This is a genomic window from Streptomyces sp. NPDC058291 (assembly GCF_042880855.1).
Classification (GTDB): domain Bacteria; phylum Actinomycetota; class Actinomycetes; order Streptomycetales; family Streptomycetaceae; genus Streptomyces.
Map to the genome: position 1 here is coordinate 24,880 of NZ_JBHVYK010000054.1, position 19,137 is coordinate 44,016.

21 protein-coding genes are annotated in these 19,137 nt (G+C 72.9%); 11 read left to right on the top strand and 10 right to left on the bottom strand.

What is annotated here, in order from left to right; all coding sequences use genetic code 11:
* Positions 1 to 2 precede the first annotated feature (2 nt).
* The 3 genes from ACFVYK_RS24875 to ACFVYK_RS24885 are packed head-to-tail and all read left to right on the top strand — an operon-like array spanning position 3 to position 3,330.
* Entirely contained in the window at positions 3 to 401 is a 399-nt protein-coding gene (locus ACFVYK_RS24875) for a hypothetical protein (protein WP_389777794.1), read from the top strand.
* On the top strand, positions 398 to 2,128 hold the full coding sequence (locus tag ACFVYK_RS24880; protein ID WP_389777795.1) for a cation acetate symporter: 1,731 nt from the start codon (positions 398 to 400) through the stop codon (positions 2,126 to 2,128). The genes ACFVYK_RS24875 and ACFVYK_RS24880 overlap by 4 nt, the downstream gene beginning before the upstream one ends.
* Positions 2,125 to 3,330: a sensor histidine kinase gene (locus ACFVYK_RS24885; protein WP_389777797.1), complete on the top strand. Its 1,206-nt coding sequence runs from the start codon at positions 2,125 to 2,127 to the stop codon at positions 3,328 to 3,330. Before ACFVYK_RS24880 ends, ACFVYK_RS24885 begins: the two co-directional genes overlap by 4 nt.
* Here the strand turns inward: ACFVYK_RS24885 and ACFVYK_RS24890 are convergent, their stop codons facing one another.
* From ACFVYK_RS24890 to ACFVYK_RS24910, 5 genes are all read right to left on the bottom strand, one after another.
* Positions 3,331 to 3,501: a hypothetical protein gene (locus tag ACFVYK_RS24890; protein ID WP_389777798.1), complete on the bottom strand. Its 171-nt coding sequence runs from the start codon at positions 3,499 to 3,501 to the stop codon at positions 3,331 to 3,333.
* Positions 3,502 to 3,562: 61 nt separating this feature from the next.
* The gene (locus tag ACFVYK_RS24895) at positions 3,563 to 4,513 is read right to left on the bottom strand and encodes a cytochrome c oxidase assembly protein (protein WP_389777800.1); all 951 of its coding nucleotides are present in this window, start codon (positions 4,511 to 4,513) and stop codon (positions 3,563 to 3,565) included.
* A 117-nt stretch (positions 4,514 to 4,630) separates the two neighbouring features.
* Positions 4,631 to 5,656, bottom strand: a complete 1,026-nt coding sequence (locus tag ACFVYK_RS24900; protein WP_389777802.1) for a 6-phosphofructokinase — start codon at positions 5,654 to 5,656, stop codon at positions 4,631 to 4,633.
* A gap of 190 nt (positions 5,657 to 5,846) precedes the next feature.
* Positions 5,847 to 6,575: a type 1 glutamine amidotransferase gene (locus tag ACFVYK_RS24905; protein ID WP_389777803.1), complete on the bottom strand. Its 729-nt coding sequence runs from the start codon at positions 6,573 to 6,575 to the stop codon at positions 5,847 to 5,849.
* A 17-nt stretch (positions 6,576 to 6,592) separates the two neighbouring features.
* On the bottom strand, positions 6,593 to 7,831 hold the full coding sequence (locus tag ACFVYK_RS24910) for a MurT ligase domain-containing protein (RefSeq protein WP_069772720.1): 1,239 nt from the start codon (positions 7,829 to 7,831) through the stop codon (positions 6,593 to 6,595).
* A 157-nt stretch (positions 7,832 to 7,988) separates the two neighbouring features.
* Between ACFVYK_RS24910 and def the strand changes: the two genes are divergently transcribed.
* The gene (gene def / locus ACFVYK_RS24915) at positions 7,989 to 8,528 is read left to right on the top strand and encodes a peptide deformylase (RefSeq protein WP_389777805.1); all 540 of its coding nucleotides are present in this window, start codon (positions 7,989 to 7,991) and stop codon (positions 8,526 to 8,528) included.
* Positions 8,529 to 8,587: 59 nt separating this feature from the next.
* Here def and ACFVYK_RS24920 read toward each other — a convergent pair whose 3' ends face one another.
* Positions 8,588 to 9,229, bottom strand: a complete 642-nt coding sequence (locus ACFVYK_RS24920) for a TetR family transcriptional regulator (RefSeq protein WP_389777807.1) — start codon at positions 9,227 to 9,229, stop codon at positions 8,588 to 8,590.
* A gap of 178 nt (positions 9,230 to 9,407) precedes the next feature.
* Here ACFVYK_RS24920 and ACFVYK_RS24925 point away from each other — a divergent pair, with 178 nt between their 5' ends.
* Positions 9,408 to 10,658 carry an acyl-CoA dehydrogenase family protein gene (locus ACFVYK_RS24925; RefSeq protein WP_389777808.1) on the top strand — a complete coding sequence of 417 codons (1,251 nt, stop codon included), beginning with the start codon at positions 9,408 to 9,410 and terminating at the stop codon, positions 10,656 to 10,658.
* A gap of 93 nt (positions 10,659 to 10,751) precedes the next feature.
* On the opposite strand, the gene ACFVYK_RS24930 is transcribed toward ACFVYK_RS24925, so the two are convergent.
* The 4 genes from ACFVYK_RS24930 to ACFVYK_RS24945 all read right to left on the bottom strand — a co-directional run bounded on the left by ACFVYK_RS24930 (position 10,752) and on the right by ACFVYK_RS24945 (position 14,483).
* The gene (locus tag ACFVYK_RS24930) at positions 10,752 to 10,988 is read right to left on the bottom strand and encodes a DUF6213 family protein (protein WP_389777810.1); all 237 of its coding nucleotides are present in this window, start codon (positions 10,986 to 10,988) and stop codon (positions 10,752 to 10,754) included.
* A 24-nt stretch (positions 10,989 to 11,012) separates the two neighbouring features.
* Positions 11,013 to 12,398, bottom strand: coding sequence for an NADP-dependent succinic semialdehyde dehydrogenase (locus ACFVYK_RS24935; RefSeq protein ID WP_389777812.1), 1,386 nt, complete (start codon positions 12,396 to 12,398; stop codon positions 11,013 to 11,015).
* Between the two features lie 76 nt (positions 12,399 to 12,474).
* Positions 12,475 to 12,948, bottom strand: a complete 474-nt coding sequence (locus ACFVYK_RS24940) for an NUDIX domain-containing protein (protein WP_389777814.1) — start codon at positions 12,946 to 12,948, stop codon at positions 12,475 to 12,477.
* Positions 12,945 to 14,483 carry an ATP-dependent DNA ligase gene (locus ACFVYK_RS24945; protein WP_389777816.1) on the bottom strand — a complete coding sequence of 513 codons (1,539 nt, stop codon included), beginning with the start codon at positions 14,481 to 14,483 and terminating at the stop codon, positions 12,945 to 12,947. The genes ACFVYK_RS24940 and ACFVYK_RS24945 overlap by 4 nt, the downstream gene beginning before the upstream one ends.
* Before the next feature lie 6 nt (positions 14,484 to 14,489).
* Here ACFVYK_RS24945 and ACFVYK_RS24950 point away from each other — a divergent pair, with 6 nt between their 5' ends.
* From ACFVYK_RS24950 to ACFVYK_RS24975, 6 genes are all read left to right on the top strand, one after another.
* A complete protein-coding gene (locus tag ACFVYK_RS24950) occupies positions 14,490 to 14,717 on the top strand; it encodes a hypothetical protein (protein WP_389777818.1) in 228 nt (75 codons plus the stop codon).
* A 33-nt stretch (positions 14,718 to 14,750) separates the two neighbouring features.
* Positions 14,751 to 15,323 (top strand): helix-turn-helix domain-containing protein, encoded by a 573-nt coding sequence (locus tag ACFVYK_RS24955; protein ID WP_389777820.1) that lies wholly within the window; start codon positions 14,751 to 14,753, stop codon positions 15,321 to 15,323.
* Between the two features lie 85 nt (positions 15,324 to 15,408).
* Positions 15,409 to 16,380 (top strand): NADPH:quinone oxidoreductase family protein, encoded by a 972-nt coding sequence (locus ACFVYK_RS24960; protein WP_389777822.1) that lies wholly within the window; start codon positions 15,409 to 15,411, stop codon positions 16,378 to 16,380.
* On the top strand, positions 16,377 to 17,561 hold the full coding sequence (locus tag ACFVYK_RS24965; protein WP_389777824.1) for an acyl-CoA dehydrogenase family protein: 1,185 nt from the start codon (positions 16,377 to 16,379) through the stop codon (positions 17,559 to 17,561). Before ACFVYK_RS24960 ends, ACFVYK_RS24965 begins: the two co-directional genes overlap by 4 nt.
* Entirely contained in the window at positions 17,540 to 18,649 is a 1,110-nt protein-coding gene (locus ACFVYK_RS24970; RefSeq protein WP_389777826.1) for an acyl-CoA dehydrogenase family protein, read from the top strand. The genes ACFVYK_RS24965 and ACFVYK_RS24970 overlap by 22 nt, the downstream gene beginning before the upstream one ends.
* A gap of 275 nt (positions 18,650 to 18,924) precedes the next feature.
* Positions 18,925 to 19,119, top strand: a complete 195-nt coding sequence (locus ACFVYK_RS24975) for a hypothetical protein (protein WP_389777828.1) — start codon at positions 18,925 to 18,927, stop codon at positions 19,117 to 19,119.
* The last annotated feature ends 18 nt before the right edge of the window (positions 19,120 to 19,137 follow it).

A 19,137-nucleotide genomic window follows, 5' to 3' on the forward strand; every position in this document is an offset into this window, starting at 1 on the left:
CCGTGCCCAGCCAGGACCCCGCGGAACGCCGCGTCGTCGTCACCGGTCCCGCCCGCCGCCCCCTCCCGCACGCCCGGCTGCGCTCGCGCGGCCGGTACCCGCACGTCTCCGGCTACTACCGCCCGCGCACCGAGATCGACGAGCAGACCACCCTCGGCCACACCTACGTCCGCTCCCTCATGCGCTCCCAACTGCGCGCGGCCCTCGCGGTGTTCGCCGTCCTCGCGCTCCTCGTCGGCCCGCTGCCCCTGCTGTTCGCGGCGCTGCCCGACGCCCACCGCCTCGAATGGGCGGTCCTCGGCTTCGGCCTCTACGCCCCGCTCGTCCTGCTCGCCCGCTGGTACGTGCGCCGCGCCGAGCGCAACGAGCGGGACTTCGTGCGGCTGGTCGAGGACCGGTGAACCCGGCCTTCGCCGTTCCGGCCGTCGCCCTCGTCGTCGTCGCGACCGTGCTCATCGGCGCCTTCGGCCTGCGCGTCTCCCGCACCACCTCCGACTTCTACGTCGCCTCCCGCACCGTCGGCCCGCGCCTCAACGCGGCCGCCATCAGCGGCGAGTACCTCTCCGCCGCCTCCTTCCTCGGGATCGCCGGGCTGGTCCTCGTCCAGGGGGCGGACATGCTCTGGTACCCGGTCGGCTACGCCGCCGGATATCTGGTCCTGCTGCTGTTCGTCGCCGCCCCGCTGCGCCGCTCGGGCGCCTACACCCTCCCCGACTTCGCCGAGGCCCGCCTCGCCTCGCAGGCGGTCAGACGGCTCGCCGGCGCCTTCGTCGTCGGCGTGGGCTGGCTCTACCTCATTCCCCAACTCCAGGGCGCAGGACTGACGTTGACCGTACTCACGGGTGCGCCCGACTCGCTCGGCGGGCTGATCGTCGCCGTGGTCGTCACGGCGACCGTAGCGGCCGGCGGCATGCGCAGCATCACCTTCGTGCAGGCCTTCCAGTACTGGCTCAAGCTCACCGCGCTCCTCGTCCCCGCCCTGTTCCTGGCCCTCGCCTGGCAGGGCGACGGCGCCCCCCGCGACGCCTTCACGGAACCGCCCGCCTTCCGCGACCAGCGGGTCGTGCGGATCGACGACACCCTCGACCTCGAACTGGACCGCCCGCTGACCGTGACGGTGGACGGCACGGTCGACGGCCGCCGGCACCAGGGCGACGTCCTGCGCCTGGCCGCCGGCGCCCACCACATCGAGCGGGGCGCCCGTCTCACCTTCGCCGAGGGCGCCGCCGTCCCCACCGCCGGGCGCGGCGGCAACAGCGGCATGTCCACCTCCCTGGCCGCCGGCCGCGAGGAGCGCCCCCTGTACGCCACCTACGGGCTGATCCTCGCCACCTTCCTCGGCACCATGGGCCTGCCCCATGTGGTCGTCCGCTTCTACACCAGCCCGCACGGGGTGGCCGCCCGCCGCACCACGGTCGCCGTCCTCGCGCTGATCGGCGCCTTCTACCTGCTGCCGCCCCTGTACGGCGCCCTCGGCCGCCTCTACACCCCCGAACTCGCCCTCAGCGGCGACGCCGACGCCGCCGTCCTGCTGCTGCCCGACCGGATGATCGGCGGCCTCGGCGGCGACCTGCTGGGCGCGCTGGTCGCCGGGGGCGCGTTCGCCGCGTTCCTGTCCACGGCGTCCGGGCTGACGATGGCCGTGGCGGGCGTGCTCGCCCAGGACGTGCTGCCGGCCCGGGGCGTACGGCACTTCCGCCTCGGCACCGGGCTCGCCATGGCCGCGCCCCTCGCGGTGAGTTTCCTGGTGGGCGGACTGCCGGTGGCCGACGCGGTCGGGCTGGCGTTCGCGGTGTCGGCGTCCTCCTTCTGCCCGCTGCTGGTCCTCGGCATCTGGTGGCGCCGGCTGACCCCGCCCGGCGCGGCCGCCGGGATGCTGGTGGGCGGCGGGTCGGCGTTCGCCGCCGTCGCCGCGACCATGGCGGGTCTGCCGGGCACGGGCGCCGCGCACGCCCTGCTCGCCTGGCCCGCGCTGTGGTCCGTGCCGCTCGGCTTCCTCACCATGGTCCTGGTGTCCCTGGCCACCCCGGCGCGCGTCCCGGCCGGCACGGCGGCGATCCTGGCCCGCTTCCACCTGCCGGAGGAACTGCGCACGGAGGAACTGCGGACCGCGCAGGCGCGGACGTGAGCGATTTCCTCGCGGGCGTCTGCATCGCGATCCTGCCGTTCCTGGCCGCAGGCTTCTGGCTGGGCCGCCGCACCGCCCGCCCGCAGAGCCTGGGCGGCCTGGGCACCCCCGTCGAGCACGCCACCTTCCAGACCCTGCACACCGCCTCCCTCGCCACGCCCCCGCTGCGGGCGGGCCTCACGGAGGAGACGGCCCGCAGGTCCGCCCGCAGACTGCGCACCCTGCTCGGCACGGACGCCCTCTGCCTCACCGACCGCGACGAGGTGCTGGCCTGGGACGGGGTGGGGTCGCATCACCGCACCGAGATCATGGAGCGACTGGCCGCCCCTCTGGAGAGCGGCCGGGGCGAGGCCTTCCGCCTCGTCTGCGCGCACGCCGACTGCCCGGTGCGCTGGGCCGTGGTCGCCCCGCTCACGGTCGACGACCGGGTGCACGGGGCCCTCGTCGCCTGTGCGCCCCGCGAGTCCGCCGTCCTGGTCCGGGCCGCCGGGGAGGTGGCCCGCTGGGTGAGCGTCCAACTGGAACTGGCCGACCTCGACCAGTCCCGCACCAAGCTCATCGAGGCGGAGATCAAGGCCCTGCGCGCCCAGATCTCCCCGCACTTCGTCTTCAACTCGCTCGCGGTGATCGCCTCGTTCGTGCGCACCGACCCCGAGCGCGCCCGGGAACTGCTCCTGGAGTTCGCCGACTTCACCCGCTACTCGTTCCGGCGGCACGGCGACTTCACCACCCTCGCCGACGAACTGCACGCCATCGACCACTATCTGGCCCTGGTCCGCGCCCGCTTCGGCGACCGCCTCGCCGTCACGCTCCAGATCGCCCCCGAGGTCCTGCCGGTGGCCCTGCCCTTCCTCTGCCTGCAGCCGCTCGTGGAGAACGCCGTCAAGCACGGGCTGGAGGGCAAGGCCGGCACCTGCCACATCCAGATCACCGCGCGGGACGCCGGCGCCGAGGCCCTCGTCGTCATCGAGGACGACGGCGCCGGCATGGACCCGGACGTCCTGCGCCGCATCCTGGGCGGCGAGGTCAGCCCGTCCGGCGGCATCGGCCTGTCCAACGTGGACGACCGGCTCCGCCAGGTGTACGGCGACGACCACGGCCTCGTCATCGAGACGGCCCCCGGCGCGGGCATGAAGATCACCGCCCGGCTGCCGAAGTACCAGCCGGGCGTGCACTCGGCGGGCCGCCTCGCCCCCGGCTGATCAGCCGGTTCTCATCACCACCAGCGCGAGCGTGATCAGACCGAGCACCACCCAGCCGAACCACAGCCAGCCGTTGCTGCCGAGCGCCACCGTGTAGGCGGTCACCATGACCAGCGCGCCGACGGTGAGCACCCCCATGGTCTTCGTGGAACCGTCCGTGGTACCGGCCATCGCGACACCCTCCTCAGGGCCGCCCCGCGCAGGGCGTGTCCCCCTCCATGGTGCCCCGGGTTCAGCGCCCGCGTGCGTGGAGCGACGCAAGATAGGCGTTGTACGCCTCCAGCTCCTGGTCGCCGTCCCGGTCGGCGGCCCGGTCCTTGCGCCTGGCCTGCCGCTGTTCGGAGCCGTGCCACTGGAACAGCAGCGCTATCAGCACCAGCACCGACGGGATCTCGCTGAACGCCCAGGCGATCCCGCCGGCCGCGTTCTGGTCGGTGAGCGCGTCGATGCCGAGCGAGGCGGGCGGGTTCTCGAACGTCGTCACCATCGGCTGTGAGGCCATCATCAGCGCGATGCCGAAGAAGGCGTGGAACGGCATGCCCGCGAACAGCTCCAGCATCCGCATCAGGTAGCCCGGCCGGTTCGGACCCGGATCCACCCCGATGATCGGCCAGAAGAACACCACGCCTACGGCCAGGAAGTGCACCATCATCGCGAGGTGACCCGCCCTGGAGCCCATCAGGGAGTCGAACAGCGGGGTGAAGTACAGCGCGTACAGACTCGCGATGAACAGGGGGATGGTGAACGCGGGGTGGGTGACGATCCGCATGTACCGGCTGTGCAGCAGCATCAGCAGCAGCTCACGCGGCCCCTTGCGGCCCCGGCCGGCGGCCGGCAGCGCGCGCAGCGCCAGCGTCATGGGCGCGCCGAGCAGGATCAGGATGGGCGAGAGCATGCTGATCACCATGTGCTGCACCATGTGCACGCTGAACATGACCATGCCGTAGTCGTTCAGCCGGGTGCACATCACCAGCGCGATGGTCAGCACGCCGACGACGAACGACGCCGTCCGCCCGGCCGACCACGCGTCGCCGCGCCGCCGCAGCCGCAGCACGCCCCAGCCGTACAGCCCGAGTCCCACCATGCAGGCGACGAGGAAGAACGGGTCCGCCGACCAGTGAAGACCGCGTCCCAGCGTGAACGGCGGCAGATCCATGGTCATGCCGTGCCCGCCGTGATCCATTGCGCCGGCTCCTGATTCGTGGGGGGATGTACGTTTCCTGCCGACCCAAGAGTAGAACCGCCCCCGGCGACCGATGTCACCGGGGGCGGCTCGCGCGGGGGTTCTCCCATGCCTCTGCTACAGGACGGTCTCCGCCTCCTCGTACCGCTGCGCGGGGACCGTCTTCAGCGTCTCGACGGCCTCCGCCAGCGGCACCATCACGATGTCCGTGCCGCGCAGGGCCGTCATGTGACCGAACTCGCCCCGGTGCACGGCCTCCACCGCGTGCCAGCCGAACCGGGTGGCCAGCACCCGGTCGTAGGCGGTCGGCGTGCCGCCGCGCTGCACATGTCCCAGGATGACCGGCCGGGCCTCCTTGCCGAGCCGGGACTCCAGCTCGATGGAGAGCTGCCGGGCGATCCCGGCGAACCGCTCGTGCCCGTAGATGTCCTTGGCGCCCTCGTCGAAGGCCATGCCGCCGGGCGCGGGCTTGGCGCCCTCCGCCGCGACGACGATCGCGAACCGCTTGCCCGCCTCGAACCGCTCGCCGACCCGGCGGGCCAGCTCCTCGATGTCGAAGGGCCGCTCGGGCACGACGATGGCGTGGGCGCCGGCCGCCATGCCCGAGTGCAGCGCTATCCAGCCTGTGTGCCGTCCCATGACCTCGACGACCAGCACCCGCTGGTGCGACTCGGCGGTGGTCTTGAGCCGGTCGAGCGCCTCGGTCGCGACGCCGACGGCCGTGTCGAAACCGAAGGTGACGTCGGTGACCGCGATGTCGTTGTCGATGGTCTTCGGCACGCCCACGACGGGCAGCCCGCTGTCGGACATCAGCCGGGCGGCCTTGAGCGTGCCCTCACCGCCGATCGGGATGATCGCGTCGAGGCCGAGCTCCTCGACATGGCCCCGGGCACGCTCCACGCCGTCCCGCAGATGCGAGGGCTGGACCCGGGAGGAACCGAGGATCGTGCCGCCGCGGGCGAGGATGCCGCCCACCGCGTCGAGGTCGAGCTTGAGGTAGTCGCATTCCAGGAGGCCCTTCCAGCCGTCCCGGAAGCCGATGACCTCGTCGCCGTGGTCGACGACGGCACGGTGCACGACGGACCGGATGACGGCGTTCAGGCCGGGGCAGTCGCCGCCGGACGTGAGGACACCAATGCGCATAGCCCGAAACAACCTTCTTCACGAGGGCCGGTCCGGACCACGCTGTCCGGCTCGAATCCCCGCCACCCTAGCGTCAGGAGGGGGCGGGGCCGAAGCGCACGTCCGCCTGCTGGACGTGCCTGCTCACCTGTGCGGACGCAGCGTCATACGGGCTGCTGACGGCGTCCTGAAAATCCGGTGAACACACAGGTCACGCAGGCTGCTGGGCGGCCGAGATGCGCTCGTTGCGCAGCGCCTCGTACCAGTGGTCGTCGATCGGCGGCAGGGCGTTCACGTCGAGGGCCAGCTTGAGCAGCAGATCCGCGATCAGCGGGTTGCGCGCCAGCACCGGACCGTGCATGTACGTGCCGAACACGGTGTCGTTGTACGCGCCCTCGGTGCCGTCGCCGGTGCCGTTGCCCCGGCCGAGCGAGACGCGGGCGAGCGGGCGGGCGGTCGGGCCGAGGTGGGTGATGCCCTGGTGGTTCTCGAAGCCGGTCAGCGGGGGCAGACCGAGCCGCGGGTCGATGTCCCCGAGGACGTCGCCGACGCACCGCTCGCCCTCGCCGCGCGTCGTCGTCACGTCCAGCAGGCCGAGCCCCGGCTCGCGCTGGCCGAGGTCGTTGACGAACTCGTGGCCCAGGATCTGGTAGCCGGCGCAGACCGCGAAGACGATCGCGCCGTTGTTCACGGCCTGGTACAGGTGGGCGTCCCGGCGCAGCCGCTCCGCCGCGAGCCGCTGCGGCCGGTCCTCGCCGCCGCCGATCAGGTAGATGTCGCCGGAGGTCGGGATCGGCTGGTCGCTGCGCACGTCGAGCCGGGCCACGTCCAGCCCGCGCTGCCGGGCGCGCCGCTCGACGACGAGGGCGTTGCCCTGGTCGCCGTAGGTGCTCAGCAGGTCCGGGTAGATCCACACCAGCCGCAGTTGGTTGTCGCTCATGGGCACGTCCTTCGGGGTCAGTTGCCGACGCGGCGGCGGAGGTCCTGGAACGCGGTGTAGTTCGCGATGACCTCGATCCGGCCCGGCGGCGCCTGCTGCACGGCCTGGTCGAGGTTCTCGCACACCTGGAAGTGCTGGTTGGCGACCTCCAGGCGCACCGCCAGGTCCAGCTTGCGGTCGCCGACGACGAAGATCGGGTGGCCGGTCAGCCGCGTGTAGTCGACGTCCCACAGCCAGGAGGTGTCGGTGCCGTCGGCGCCGCGCGCGTTCACGGAGAGGATCACCGGGGTGGGCGGCGGATCGATCAGACTGAACGTCTCCAGCCAGCCCGCGGGGTTCTTCGCCAGCAGCAGCCTGAGGTCGCGACCTTGGAACTGGACGACGTCGTAGCGTCCGGCGACGGCCTGTACCGCGTACATCCGCTCCAGCGCCACCTGCGGCGGCACCCCGAAGACGGCGGCCACGGCGGCGGAGGAGGCGGCGTTGGCCTTGTTGGCGCGGCCCGGCAGCTGCAGGTGGATGGGCCAGGCGGAACCGTGCGGGTCCAGGACGTGGTCGCCGCTGAGCGCCCAGCTGGGCGTGGGCCGTCGGAAGCCGCACTCGCCGCAGAACCAGTCGTCCCCGGGCCGCTGCATGACGCCGCCGCAGGACGGGCACGACCAGGCGTCGTCCTTCCACATCTGCCCGGCGGCGACCCACACGACGTTGGGGGAGGAGGAGGCCGCCCACACCACCAGCGGGTCGTCGGCGTTGGCGACGACGACCGCCTTGGAACCGGCGAGCCCCTCGCGCCAGTTCTCCGCCAGCATGCGGGTCTCGGCGGCGCGGTCCAGCTGGTCGCGGGAGAGGTTGAGCAGCGCGATGCACTTGGGGGCGGTGTCCCGGGCCACGCCCGCGAGGTACTTCTCGTCGACCTCGATCACGCCGTAGCGGGCCTCGGAGCCGCCCGCCAGGGCCGAGGTGATGCCGGCGGGCATGTTGGCGCCGAGCGCGTTGGACACGACCGGCCCGGCGGCCCGCAGGGCCTCGGCGATCAGCCGGGTGGTGGTGGTCTTGCCGTTGGTCGCCGAGACGAGGACGACGTCCAGGTTCTGGGCGAGCCGGGCGAGGAGGTCGGGGTCGAGTTTGAGCGCCACCCGGCCGCCGATCACCGAACCGCTGCCGCGCCCCGCTGCGCGCGACGCCGCCGCGACCGCCTTGCCGGCGGTCACGGCGATCTTGGCCCGCGGCGTGAGCGGGTCCGAGTTGCCTGCCATCAGTTCTCGATCCTCCTTGCGTACGCGCCGCGCCTCTGCCGTACGGCAACGTGGTAGGTGGTCAGCCTATCGAGATCCCCTCGCACTCCCGAATCCCGGGACCGACTCCCCACGTGCACGGCATGCGCGTGTCACGGAGGACCGTACCCTTGCCGCCATGCGACACCGTTCCATCCCGGGCGCCCGCGGGCGCGTCCGGCCCCTCACCCTGCTCGGCGACCCCGTCCTGCACGCCCGTTGCGAGGACGTCACCGACTTCGGCCCCGAACTCGCCCGTCTCGTCGAGGACATGTTCGCCACGATGTACGCGGCCCGGGGGGTCGGCCTGGCCGCCAACCAGGTCGGCGAGCCCGTGCGGGTGTTCGTCTACGACTGTCCGGACGACGACGACGTCCGCCACCTGGGCCATGTGGTGAACCCCAGGGTGGTCGAGACGGGCGGCATCGTGATGCGCGGCCCGGAGGGCTGTCTGTCCCTGCCGGGTCTGGAGGCGGGGACGGAGCGTCACGACGAGGCGGTGGTCGAGGGCTTCACGACGGCGGGGGAGCCGATCACCGTGCGCGGGTCCGGATTCTTTGCCAGATGCTTGCAGCACGAGGCCGACCATCTGGACGGCCGGGTGTACGCGGACCGGGTGACGGGCCTGCGGGCGCGCAGACTGGCCCGCCAGGTGCGCAGGGCCGCGTGGAGCGGCTGAGCGCACCCGGCCCTGGGCGCGCGGCACCGTCCTCTCGGAAGCCGGGACCGCCGACCGCCTCAGAAGCCGGGACCGCCGACCTTGTCGCCGGCGGCCGCGAGGCGGCCCCACAGCAGGTCGGCGAGGCTGCGCACCAGCTCCGCCCGGGAACAGGGCCGTTCGCCCAGCCACCAGTCGCCCGCCGCGTGCATCATCCCGACGATCCCGTGTCCCCACACCCGCGCGAGCTGCTGGCTGCCCGGCCCGAGGTCCAGGCGCTCCTCGATGACCTGGGCGAGTTCCTCGCCCATCCGGCGCAGCAGAGGGGCGGAATGCTTGCCGACGTCGAAGCCCTGCTCGCCGGGCGACCCGTCGGAGGGGTGCATGAGGAACCGGTACACCTGGGGCCGGGCCTCGATGGCGGCGAGATAGGTGTCGAGGGTCGCCTCGACCCGCTCCCGCCGTTCCGCCGGCGCGTCCAGCGCGGCGCGCAGCGAGTCGAGCAGCGCGTCGGTGTGCCGTTTGGCGAGGGCGGCGTAGAGTCCGCCCTTGTCGCCGAAGTGGCGGTAGAGGATGGGTTTGGTGATGCCGGCCTCCGCCGCGATGGCGTTCATCGAGGCCTGTGGGCCGTCGCGCAGCACCACCCGGTCGGCGGCCTCCAGCAGCTCGCGCCTTCGGCGGTCGGCGGACCGCTGTTGCTCGGTCCGCTGCGTGGTGTCCATGTGCTCTCCCCACCCGTGCTTGTTCGGTGACGCCTGCGCAAACTAACACCTGACGGCAGCCTGACATCGAACGGGCCGCAGGGCCCCCGGGCCGTCATCAGGAGTTGACTTTTCCTACCGACCGGTAACAGACTCTCGAGTTACCGCTAGTAACACACGTTCCGCCGCTGGAGGGGACATGGCCGAGTTCACCATGGAGCTCAACGACGAACAGAAGGAGGTCCGGGACTGGCTGCACGGCTTCGCCGCCGACGTCATCCGCCCCGCGGCCGCCGAATGGGACGAGCGTGAGGAGACTCCCTGGCCGGTCATCCAGGAGGCCGCGAAGGTCGGCATCTACTCCCTCGACTTCTACGCGCAGCAGTACTTCGACCCCACCGGGCTCGGCATCCCGATGGCCATGGAGGAGCTCTTCTGGGGCGACGCGGGCATCGCCCTGTCCATTGTGGGCACGGGACTGGCCGCCGTGGGCGTTCTCGCCAACGGAACCGAGGAACAGATCGGCACCTGGATCCCCCAGATGTACGGCGACGCGGCCGACGTCAAGGTGGCCGCCTTCTGCTCCTCCGAGCCCGACGCCGGCTCCGACGTGGCCTCCCTGCGCACGCGTGCCGTGTACGACGAGGCCAAGGACGAGTGGGTGCTCAACGGCACCAAGACCTGGGCCACCAACGGCGGCATCGCCAACGTCCACGTCGTCGTCGCGGCCGTGGACCCCGAGCTGGGCTCCAAGGGGCACGCCTCCTTCATCGTCCCGCCGGGCACCGAGGGCCTGACCCAGGGGCAGAAGTTCAAGAAGCACGGCATCCGCGCCTCGCACACCGCCGAGGTCGTCCTCGACAACGTGCGCGTCCCCGGCTCCTGCCTCCTCGGCGGCAAGGAGAAGCTGGACGAGCGGCTGGCGCGGGCCCGGGAGCGGGCGAAGTCGGGCGGCGAGCGAAGCGAGACCGGAGGCTTGGAGAGGGTGAAGAACGCGGCCATGGCCACGTTCGAGGCGTCGCGCCCCGCCGTCGGCGCGATGGCCGTCGGCACGGCCCGCGCCGCCTACGAGGTGGCCCTCGACTACGCGAAGACCCGCGAGCAGTTCGGCCGCCCGATCGTCGACAACCAGGGCGTCGCCTTCCAGCTCGCGGACATGCGCACGCAGATCGACGCCGCGCGGCTGCTGGTCTGGCGCGCCTCGTGGATGGCGGTCAACGGCAAGCCCTTCACGGCGGCCGAGGGCTCGATGTCCAAGCTCTACGCCAGCGAGACCGCGAAGAAGGTCACCGCGCAGGCCATCCAGATCCTCGGCGGCAACGGCTACACCCGGGAGTACCCGGTGGAGCGCATGCACCGCGACGCAGCCATCTACACGATTTTCGAGGGCACGAGCGAGATCCAGCGCCTGGTCATCGCCAGGACGCTGTCGGGGATGCCGATCCGGTAGCGCCGTCCGGGGAGCCGGGCGGCGCGGGCCGCCGTACGGTCGTGACCGGTCGCGCGGTTCCCCGCGCCCCCGGGCCGGACCGGTCGTCGTCGGTCAGGACCTCCCGCCGCTGCTGTGGGCGATGCACGCCACGTCGATGCGGTCGGCCAGTTTGGCCAGTTCGATGGTCAGGGCGGCCACCGTGTCCTCGTCGAGTCCGTCGGCGCCGGCCTCGACGAGGTGCAGCCACCGCCCTCCCAGCGTGCGGAGCAGCTTGCTCACGTCGGCCGCGGCCACCTGCAGGGTCCCGCGGTCGTCGACGATCAGAGGCAGAGTCACTTCGCGGTTCACACCGGGATCGTAGCCGCGCGGCGCTCACGCACCGTGCCAAACCGTGGTGATGTTGCAGAACTCCCGGATTCCGTGCCCCGACAGCTCACGGCCGTATCCGGACCGCTTCACCCCGCCGAACGGGAAGGCCGGATGGGACGCGGTCATCCCGTTGACGAACACCCCGCCGGCCTCCAGATCCCGGACGAAACGGTCGACCTCGGCCTCGTCGCGCGTCCATACGTTGGAACTCAGGCCGAACGGCGAGTCGTTGGCGATGAGGACCGCCTCGTCCAGGTCGGCCGCCCGGTACAGCGTCGCGACCGGTCCGAACGCCTCCTCCCGGTGGATGCGCATCGCGCGCGTGACACCGGCGAGGACGGTCGGCGGGTAGTACCAGCCGGGTCCGTCGGGGCGCTCGCCTCCGCACAGCACGGCGGCGCCGCCGCGCCTCGCGTCGTCCACCAGCTCCTCCAGGTCCGCACGGCCCTGCTCGCTGGCCAGCGGCCCGATCTCGGTCTCCTCGGCCAGCGGGTCGCCGACCTTCAGGGCTGCCATGCCCGCCACGAACCGCTCGGCGAACGCGTCGTACACGTCCGTGTGAACGATGAACCGCTTGGCCGCGATGCACGACTGACCGTTGTTCTGCACCCGCGCGGTCACCGCGACCTGTGCGGCCCGGTCGACGTCCGCCGAGGGCATGACCACGTACGGGTCGCTGCCGCCCAGCTCCAGCACCGTCTTCTTGATCATCTCGCCGGCGGTGGAGGCGACCGCCCGGCCGGCCGGCTCGCTGCCGGTCAGGGTCGCCGCCCTGACCCGCTCGTCGCGCAGGATGTCGTCGATCGCGCCCGAGCCGACCAGCAGCGTCTGGAAGCAGCCCTCGGTGAACCCCGCCCGGTGAAACAGGTCCTCCAGGTACAGGGCCGTCTGCGGGACGTTCGAGGCGTGCTTGAGCAGGCCCACGTTGCCCGCCATCAGCGCCGGCGCGGCGAACCGGACCACCTGCCAGAGCGGGAAGTTCCACGGCATCACCGCGAGCACCGGCCCGAGCGGCCGGTAGCGGACGAGGGCGCGCGAGCCGCCGGAGTCCTTCACGTCGGCGGCGGCCGGCTCCTCGTCGGCGAGCACCTCCTGCGCGTGCTCGGCGTACCAGCGCATCGCCCTGGCGCACTTCGCGGCCTCCGCGCGCGCCTGCTTCAGCGGCTTGCCCATCTCGGTCGTCATGATCCGGCCGATGTCGTCCTGGTCCTCGTCGAGCAGGTCGGCGGCCCGGTTCAGCAGCCGGGCGCGTTCGGCGAACGTGGTCGTCCGGTACGTGCGGAACGTGGCCTCGGCGAGCTGGAGCCGGCGTTCCAGCTCCTGCTCGTCCATGGCCTCGTACGTCTTGAGCGTCTCGCCGTTCGCCGGGTTCACCGTCGCGATGGGCATGACCGACCTCCTGAAGAGCTGGCTGTGCTTCGACCTTCCCGCGCCGGGCCCGGGGCCGCAACGCGTGCGCGTCCGCTCAGACCGAGTGCTCCGCCAGCCGGTCGAGAAACGCGGCCTGTGCCGTGACGACCACCTCGCGCGCCTGGTCGAACCCGAACCAGGCCACCCGGTCCAGTTCGGGGAACTCCTGGACACGCCCCGATCTCGGCGGCCACTCCATGGCGAAGGTGCCGGGAACGACGGACGCCGGGTCGAGATCCGCCTCGATCGCCCACACGGTGACGATCTTGCCGCCGCTCTGCCGGACCTCGCCGAGATCGATGGCCTCGCCCTCGGGCGGCGGCAGCCCCAGCTCCTCGCGGAACTCGCGGCGGGCCGCCTCCCAGGCGGGCTCGTCCGGCTGGTACTCGCCCTTCGGGACGGTCCAGGCCCCGGCGTCCTTCCTGGCGAAGTACGGACCGCCCATATGGCCCAGCAACACCTGCGGACCCGTGTCGCTGTGCCGGAACAACAGCAGTCCGGCGCTGCGTCGAGGAGTCGCCGGCGTCACGGGCGCACCTGCGGGTGGGCGGCGAGCAGGGTCTCCACCGTGTCGGCCTCCTCGGGCCGCTTGTCCTCGCGGTAGCGCAGGACGCGGGCGAAGCGCAGGGTGACGCCGGCCGGATACCGGGTGGAGCGCTGCAGGCCGTCGTAGGCGATCTCGACGACGAGTTCGGGCCGCACGGTCACCACCTGGGCGTTCTCGTTCACGGCCAGCTCGCGCAGACGGTCCGTCTGCCAGGCGAGCATCGCGTCGGTCATGCCCTTGAACGTCTTGCCGAGCATGACGAAGCCGCCGTCGGCGCCGCGCGCGCCGAGGTGCAGGTTGGAGAGCCTGCCGGAGCGCCTCCCGTGGCCCCACTCGGCGGCCAGCACCACCAGGTCGAGGGTGTGCACGGGCTTGACCTTCAGCCACGACGCGCCCCGCCGCCCCGCGCTGTAGGGCGCGTCCAGGGCCTTGACCACCACTCCCTCGTGCCCGCGCAGCAAGGTCTCCCCGGCGAACTCCTCCGCCGCCTCGACGTCGTCGGGGCCGGCCACGAGCGCGCGGCGCACCCGCATCGGCTCGGGCGTCAGCCGGGCCAGCTCCGCGTGCCGTTCGGCGAAGGGCAGATCGAGCAGGTCGCGGCCGTCCACGGACAGCGCGTCGAAGAAGACGGGGGAGACGGGCATCGCCCGGGCGGCCGCCGCCACGTCCACCCGGGAGCCGACGCGGCCGGCGGTCTCCTGGAAGGAGCGCGGGCGTCCCGTCTCGTCGAAGGCGATGACCTCCCCGTCCAGGACGAAGCGCGTGCCCGCCAACTGCCTGGCCGCCTCGGTGACCTCCGGCAGCCGGTCGGTGATGTCGTCCAGGGTGCGGGTGTAGAGCCGGACGTCGTCTCCGTCGCGGTGCACCTGGACGCGGATGCCGTCCAGCTTCTCCTCCACCGCGCAGACCCCGAGCTTGCCGACCGCCTCGGCGACGGACGACGCGGTGTGCGCGAGCATCGGCAGCACCGGACGGCCGACGGTGAGCCGGAAGGCCTCCAGCGCCGCCGGCCCCTCGCCGAGCAGCGCCCGGGCCACCGTCTGCAGCGACCCGGCCAGCATCACCGCCCGCCGCACGTCCGGCGCGGGCGCGCCGGTGGCCTGGGCCAGGCCCTCCACGGCGACGGCGTCCAGCGCGCCCTGGCGGACCTCGCCGGTGAGCAGGCCGAGCAGGAAGCGCTGCTCGTCGGCGGTGGCCGCGCCCATCAGCCGCTCGACCAGCCGCACCCGTTCGGCCTGGGAACCGGGGCCGGCCACCGCGCCGAGCTCGCCGAGGAGGGCGTCCACCTCGCGCACCGTGAGGGCCGGGGCCCCGGCCGGGGCGACCGGACGGCCCAGCACCTTCCAGCCGACGCCCAGACGGCCCTGGGGCAGCCGTCCGGCCAGGTACGGGATCACCAGGGGCACGTCGTCCGCCTCCGTCTCCCGGAAGAGTTCGGCGAGCAGGGCGATCTTGCGGGAGCGCGCCGAGGTGGCGGCGACCTCCCGGGACACGTCGGCGAGCCGGGTCAGCAACATGCAGCCATGGTGCAACGCCCCACCGACAACGACACCCGCACACGCTCCCGCGAAGCTCACGAGATCCACGAGACGTGCGGATTCGCGGCCGGGCGCGGTCGTCGGGCCCGTTCGCCGACCGGCGGGTACGCGCCCGAAGGGCGCCTCGCTCCTCCGGGCGCCTCCGCCGCCACCGTCGCCTCCGCCGCCACCGTCGCCACCGTCGCCACCGTCGCCGGGGAGAGGCGGGATTGACAAACGCCTTTGCCGGTTCCGCAAAATGGGGGCATGACTGCAGATGACGTGCTCGCCGAGGTCGGACCGAGGCTCCGGCGGCTCCGGAAGCAGCGGGAGGTGACGCTCGCGGCGCTGTCGGAGGCGACCGGCATCTCCGTCAGCACCCTGTCCCGGCTGGAGTCCGGGCTGCGCAAGCCCAGCCTGGAGCTTCTGCTGCCGATCGCCCAGGCGCATCAGGTCCCGCTGGACGAGCTGGTCGGGGCGCCGCCGGTGGGCGATCCGCGGGTGCGGGCCGAGCCGATGGTGCGCCACGGGCGCACCTTCTGGCCGCTGTCCCGGCAGCCGGGCGGACTGCAGGCCTTCAAGGTGCTGGTGCCGCAGCGCGAGGAGGAGCCGGACCCGCGCACCCACGAGGGCTACGAGTGGCTGTACGTGATGTCCGGCCGGCTGCGGGTGGTGCTGGCCGAGCACGACTTGGTGATGACGGCGGGAGAGGCCGCCGAGTTCGACACGCGCGTGCCGCACTGGTTCGGGTCGACGGGGGAGGGGCCGGCCGAGTTCCTCAGCCTCTTCGGTCCGCAGGGCGAGCGGATGCACGTGCGGGCGCGGCCGTCGAGGAGGTGACGCGCACCACGGTTCCCCCGAGGGCAAGCGACCGCTTAGTATGCACTCGACCCGGTCAGACGACGCAGTCCCGTGGAGGCTCCGCATGCAGGCATGGCAGGTGCACGAGAACGGCGAGCCGAGCGAGGTGATGCGGCTGCGGGAACTGGAGCGGCCCACTCCCGGCGACGGCCAGGTCCTGCTCAGGGTGCGCGCCGCGAACGTCAACTTCCCGGACGCCCTGATGGTCCGGGGCCACTACCAGGTACGGCCCCCGCTGCCGTTCACCCCGGGCGTGGAGATCTGCGGGGAGACCGAGGACGGCCGCCGGGTGATCGCCAACCCCGCCCTCCCGCACGGCGGTTTCGCCGAGTACGCCGTCGCGGACGCAGCGGCCCTGCTCCCCGCCCCCGACTCGCTGGACGACGCCGAGGCCGCCGCGCTGCACATCGGCTACCAGACCGGCTGGTTCGGGCTGCACCGCAGGGCGCGCCTGGAGGCCGGCGAGACGCTCCTCGTGCACGCCGCCGCGGGAGGGGTCGGCAGCGCGGCCGTCCAGCTCGGCAAGGCGGCGGGCGCGACCGTGATCGGCGTCGTGGGCGGCGCAGAGAAGGCCGCCGTCGCCCGCGAGCTGGGCTGCGACGTGGTGATCGACCGGCGGTCCGAGGACGTCGTCGGCGCGGTGAAGGAGGCCACCGGCGGCCGGGGCGCCGATGTGATCTACGACCCCGTCGGCGGCGAGGCCTACACACAGTCGGCCAAGACCGTCGCGTTCGAGGGCCGCATCGTGGTCGTCGGCTTCGCGAGCGGAACCATCCCGAGCCCCGCGCTGAACCACGCCCTCGTCAAGAACTACGCGATCCTCGGCCTGCACTGGGGCCTGTACAACACCAAGAACCCGAAGCTGGTCCTGCACTGCCACGAACAGCTCACCGAGCTGGCCGCCCGCGGCGCGATCCGGCCGCTGGTCAGCGAGCGCGTGCCGCTCGGCGAGGCCGCGGCCGCCGTGCAGCGGGTCGCCGACGGCGTCACCACCGGCCGGATCGCCGTCGTACCGCAGAACGGAGCCGCCGCATGACCGACGCAGCCGAACTCAAGCGCCGAACCGCGCAGTTGCTGGCCGCCCACCCGCCCGCCACGACCGACCGGTCGACCTTCCTGCGGGCCCGCTTCGACGCGGGACTGGCCTGGGTGCACTACCCGGAGGGCCTCGGTGGCCTCGGCGCGCCCCGCTCCCTGCAGGCCGTCGTGGACGCCGAACTGGAGGCCGCGGGCGCCCCGGACAACGACCCCCGGCGCATCGGCATCGGCCTCGGCATGGCCGCGCCGACCATCCTGAAGTACGGCACCGAGGAGCAGAAGCGGCGCTTCCTGCGGCCCCTGTGGACGGGCGAGGAGGTCTGGTGCCAGCTGTTCAGTGAGCCCGGCGCCGGCTCCGACCTGGCCGCCCTCGGCACCCGCGCCGTCCGCGAGGAGGGCGGCGACTGGGTCGTCAACGGACAGAAGGTGTGGACGTCCAGCGCCCATGTGGCCCGCTGGGCCATCCTCATCGCCCGCACCGACCCGGACCTGCCCAAGCACGCGGGCATCACCTACTTCCTGTGCGACATGAGCGACCCCGGCGTCGAGGTCCGGCCGCTGCGCCAGATCACCGGCGAGGCCGAGTTCAACGAGGTCTTCCTCACCGACGTCCGCATCCCCGACGCGCGCCGGCTGGGCGAGGTCGGCGACGGCTGGCGGGTCGCGCAGACCACGCTGAACAACGAGCGCGTCGCCATCGGCGGCATGCGGCTGCCCCGCGAGGGCGGCATGATCGGTCCCGTCGCGAAGACCTGGCGCGAGCGGCCCGACCTGCGCACCCACGACCTGCACCAGCGCCTGCTGAAGCTGTGGGTCGAGGCCGAGGTCGCCCGGCTCACCGGCGAACGCCTGCGCCAGCAGCTCGCCCAGGGCCAGCCCGGCCCCGAGGGCGCCGGCATGAAGCTCGCCTTCGCCCGCCTCAACCAGGAGATCAGCGGCCTGGAGGTGGAACTGCGCGGCGAGGAGGGCCTGTTGTACGACGACTGGACGATGCGCCGCCCGGAGCTGGTGGACTTCACCGGCCGGGACGCCGGGTACCGCTACCTGCGATCCAAGGGCAACAGCATCGAGGGCGGGACCAGCGAGGTCCTGCTGAACATCGTCGCCGAGCGCGTCCTGGGCCTGCCCTCCGAGCCGCGCACCGACAAGGACGTCGCATGGAAGGACCTGGCCCGGTGAACACACAGCCCGATCTGCTGTACTCGGAGGAGGAAGAGGCGCTGCGCGCCGCCGTCCGGGACCTGCTCGCCGACCACTGCGACGCCCCCGGCGTCATCGCCCGCACCGAGTCCGGCGCCCCGCACGACCTGTCGGCCTGGAAGGCGCTCGCCGACGGCATGGGCCTCGCCGGTCTGCTGGTGCCCGAGGCGCAGGGCGGCCAGGGCGCCACCCATCGCGAAGCCGCCGTCGTGCTGGAGGAGCTGGGACGGGCGGTCGCCCCGGTGCCCTACCTCACCAGTGCCGTGGTCGCCACCGAGGCGCTGCTGGCCTGCGGGGACGAGGAACTGCTGGGTCGGCTGGCGTCGGGGCGGACGATCGGCGCGCTGGCCGTCGGCCTGCACGTCGCACCGGGCGCCGCCCACCGGAGCGCGCACGTCGACAACGGCGTCCTGCGCGGGGAGCTGACCGGCGTCGCGGACGCGGCCGTGGCCGATGTGCTGCTCGTGCCCGGCGACGACGGCGGACTGTACGCCGTGCCCGCGGATGCCGTCACCGTCACCCCGCAGACCTCCTTCGACCTCACCCGGCCCCTCGCCACGGTCACCCTGGCCGACGCGCCCGGCCGCCGGATCGGCGACGCCGAGCCCGCCGTGCGCCGTGCGCTGCGGGCCGGTGCGGGACTGCTCGCCTCCGAACAACTCGGCCTCGCGGACTGGGCGTTGACCGAGACCGTGCGCTACCTGAAGGAGCGCAAGCAGTTCAACCGGCCGGTCGGCGGCTTCCAGGCGCTCAAGCACCGGCTGGCCCAGCTGTGGCTGGACGTCGTCAACCTGCGCGCCGCCGCCCGGAGCGCTGCCGACGCGCTCGCCTCCGGGGAGTCCTCCGACGAGGTGTCCGTGTCGGTCGCCGTGGCCCAGGCCTACGCGGCGTCCGTGGCCGTGCGGGCCGCCGAGGAGGCCCTGCAACTGCACGGCGGCCTCGGCATGACGTGGGAGCACCCGGTCCACCTCAACCTCAAGCGGGCCAAGGCCGACTCCATCGCCTACGGCACGGCGGGCGCCCATCGCACCGCCCTGGCCGAACTGGTCGACCTGCGCGCACCCTGACGTCCGGCGCGAACGGCCGCGGAACCCGCGGCGAAGTCCGTCCCGCCTGGGGCGGGCTTCGTCGTGCGCGCGCCGCGACACGGTGAACGGGCGGCGGCGGTCCGGCCGATACGGGCGGCCTGGCCGGCCTGGAGCTGACCTCGACGTCCGTCGTGCGGTGGGCGCCCGTCGGACACCACTCGTTCGGCGGACGCGTCCACGACACGAACGAAGCCTCCTTTACGCCACACTTACGCCCGAACGCCGCGAAACGGACGTGGCGGAGGAGGTTGACGGTGGCCATTTCGATTTCCTTGGTGCTGTTGCTGGCGGTCCTGGCGGTGATCTTCACGCGCAACGCCGGCCTGAAGGTCTCCCACGCGCTGGTCTGCCTGCTGCTCGGATTCCTGCTGGCCGGCACCAGCATGGCGCCCACCATCCACAGCGGTCTCATGGCGACGGCCGACATCGTCGGCGGCCTCCGACCGTGAGGCCCGGCGGGGACGCCG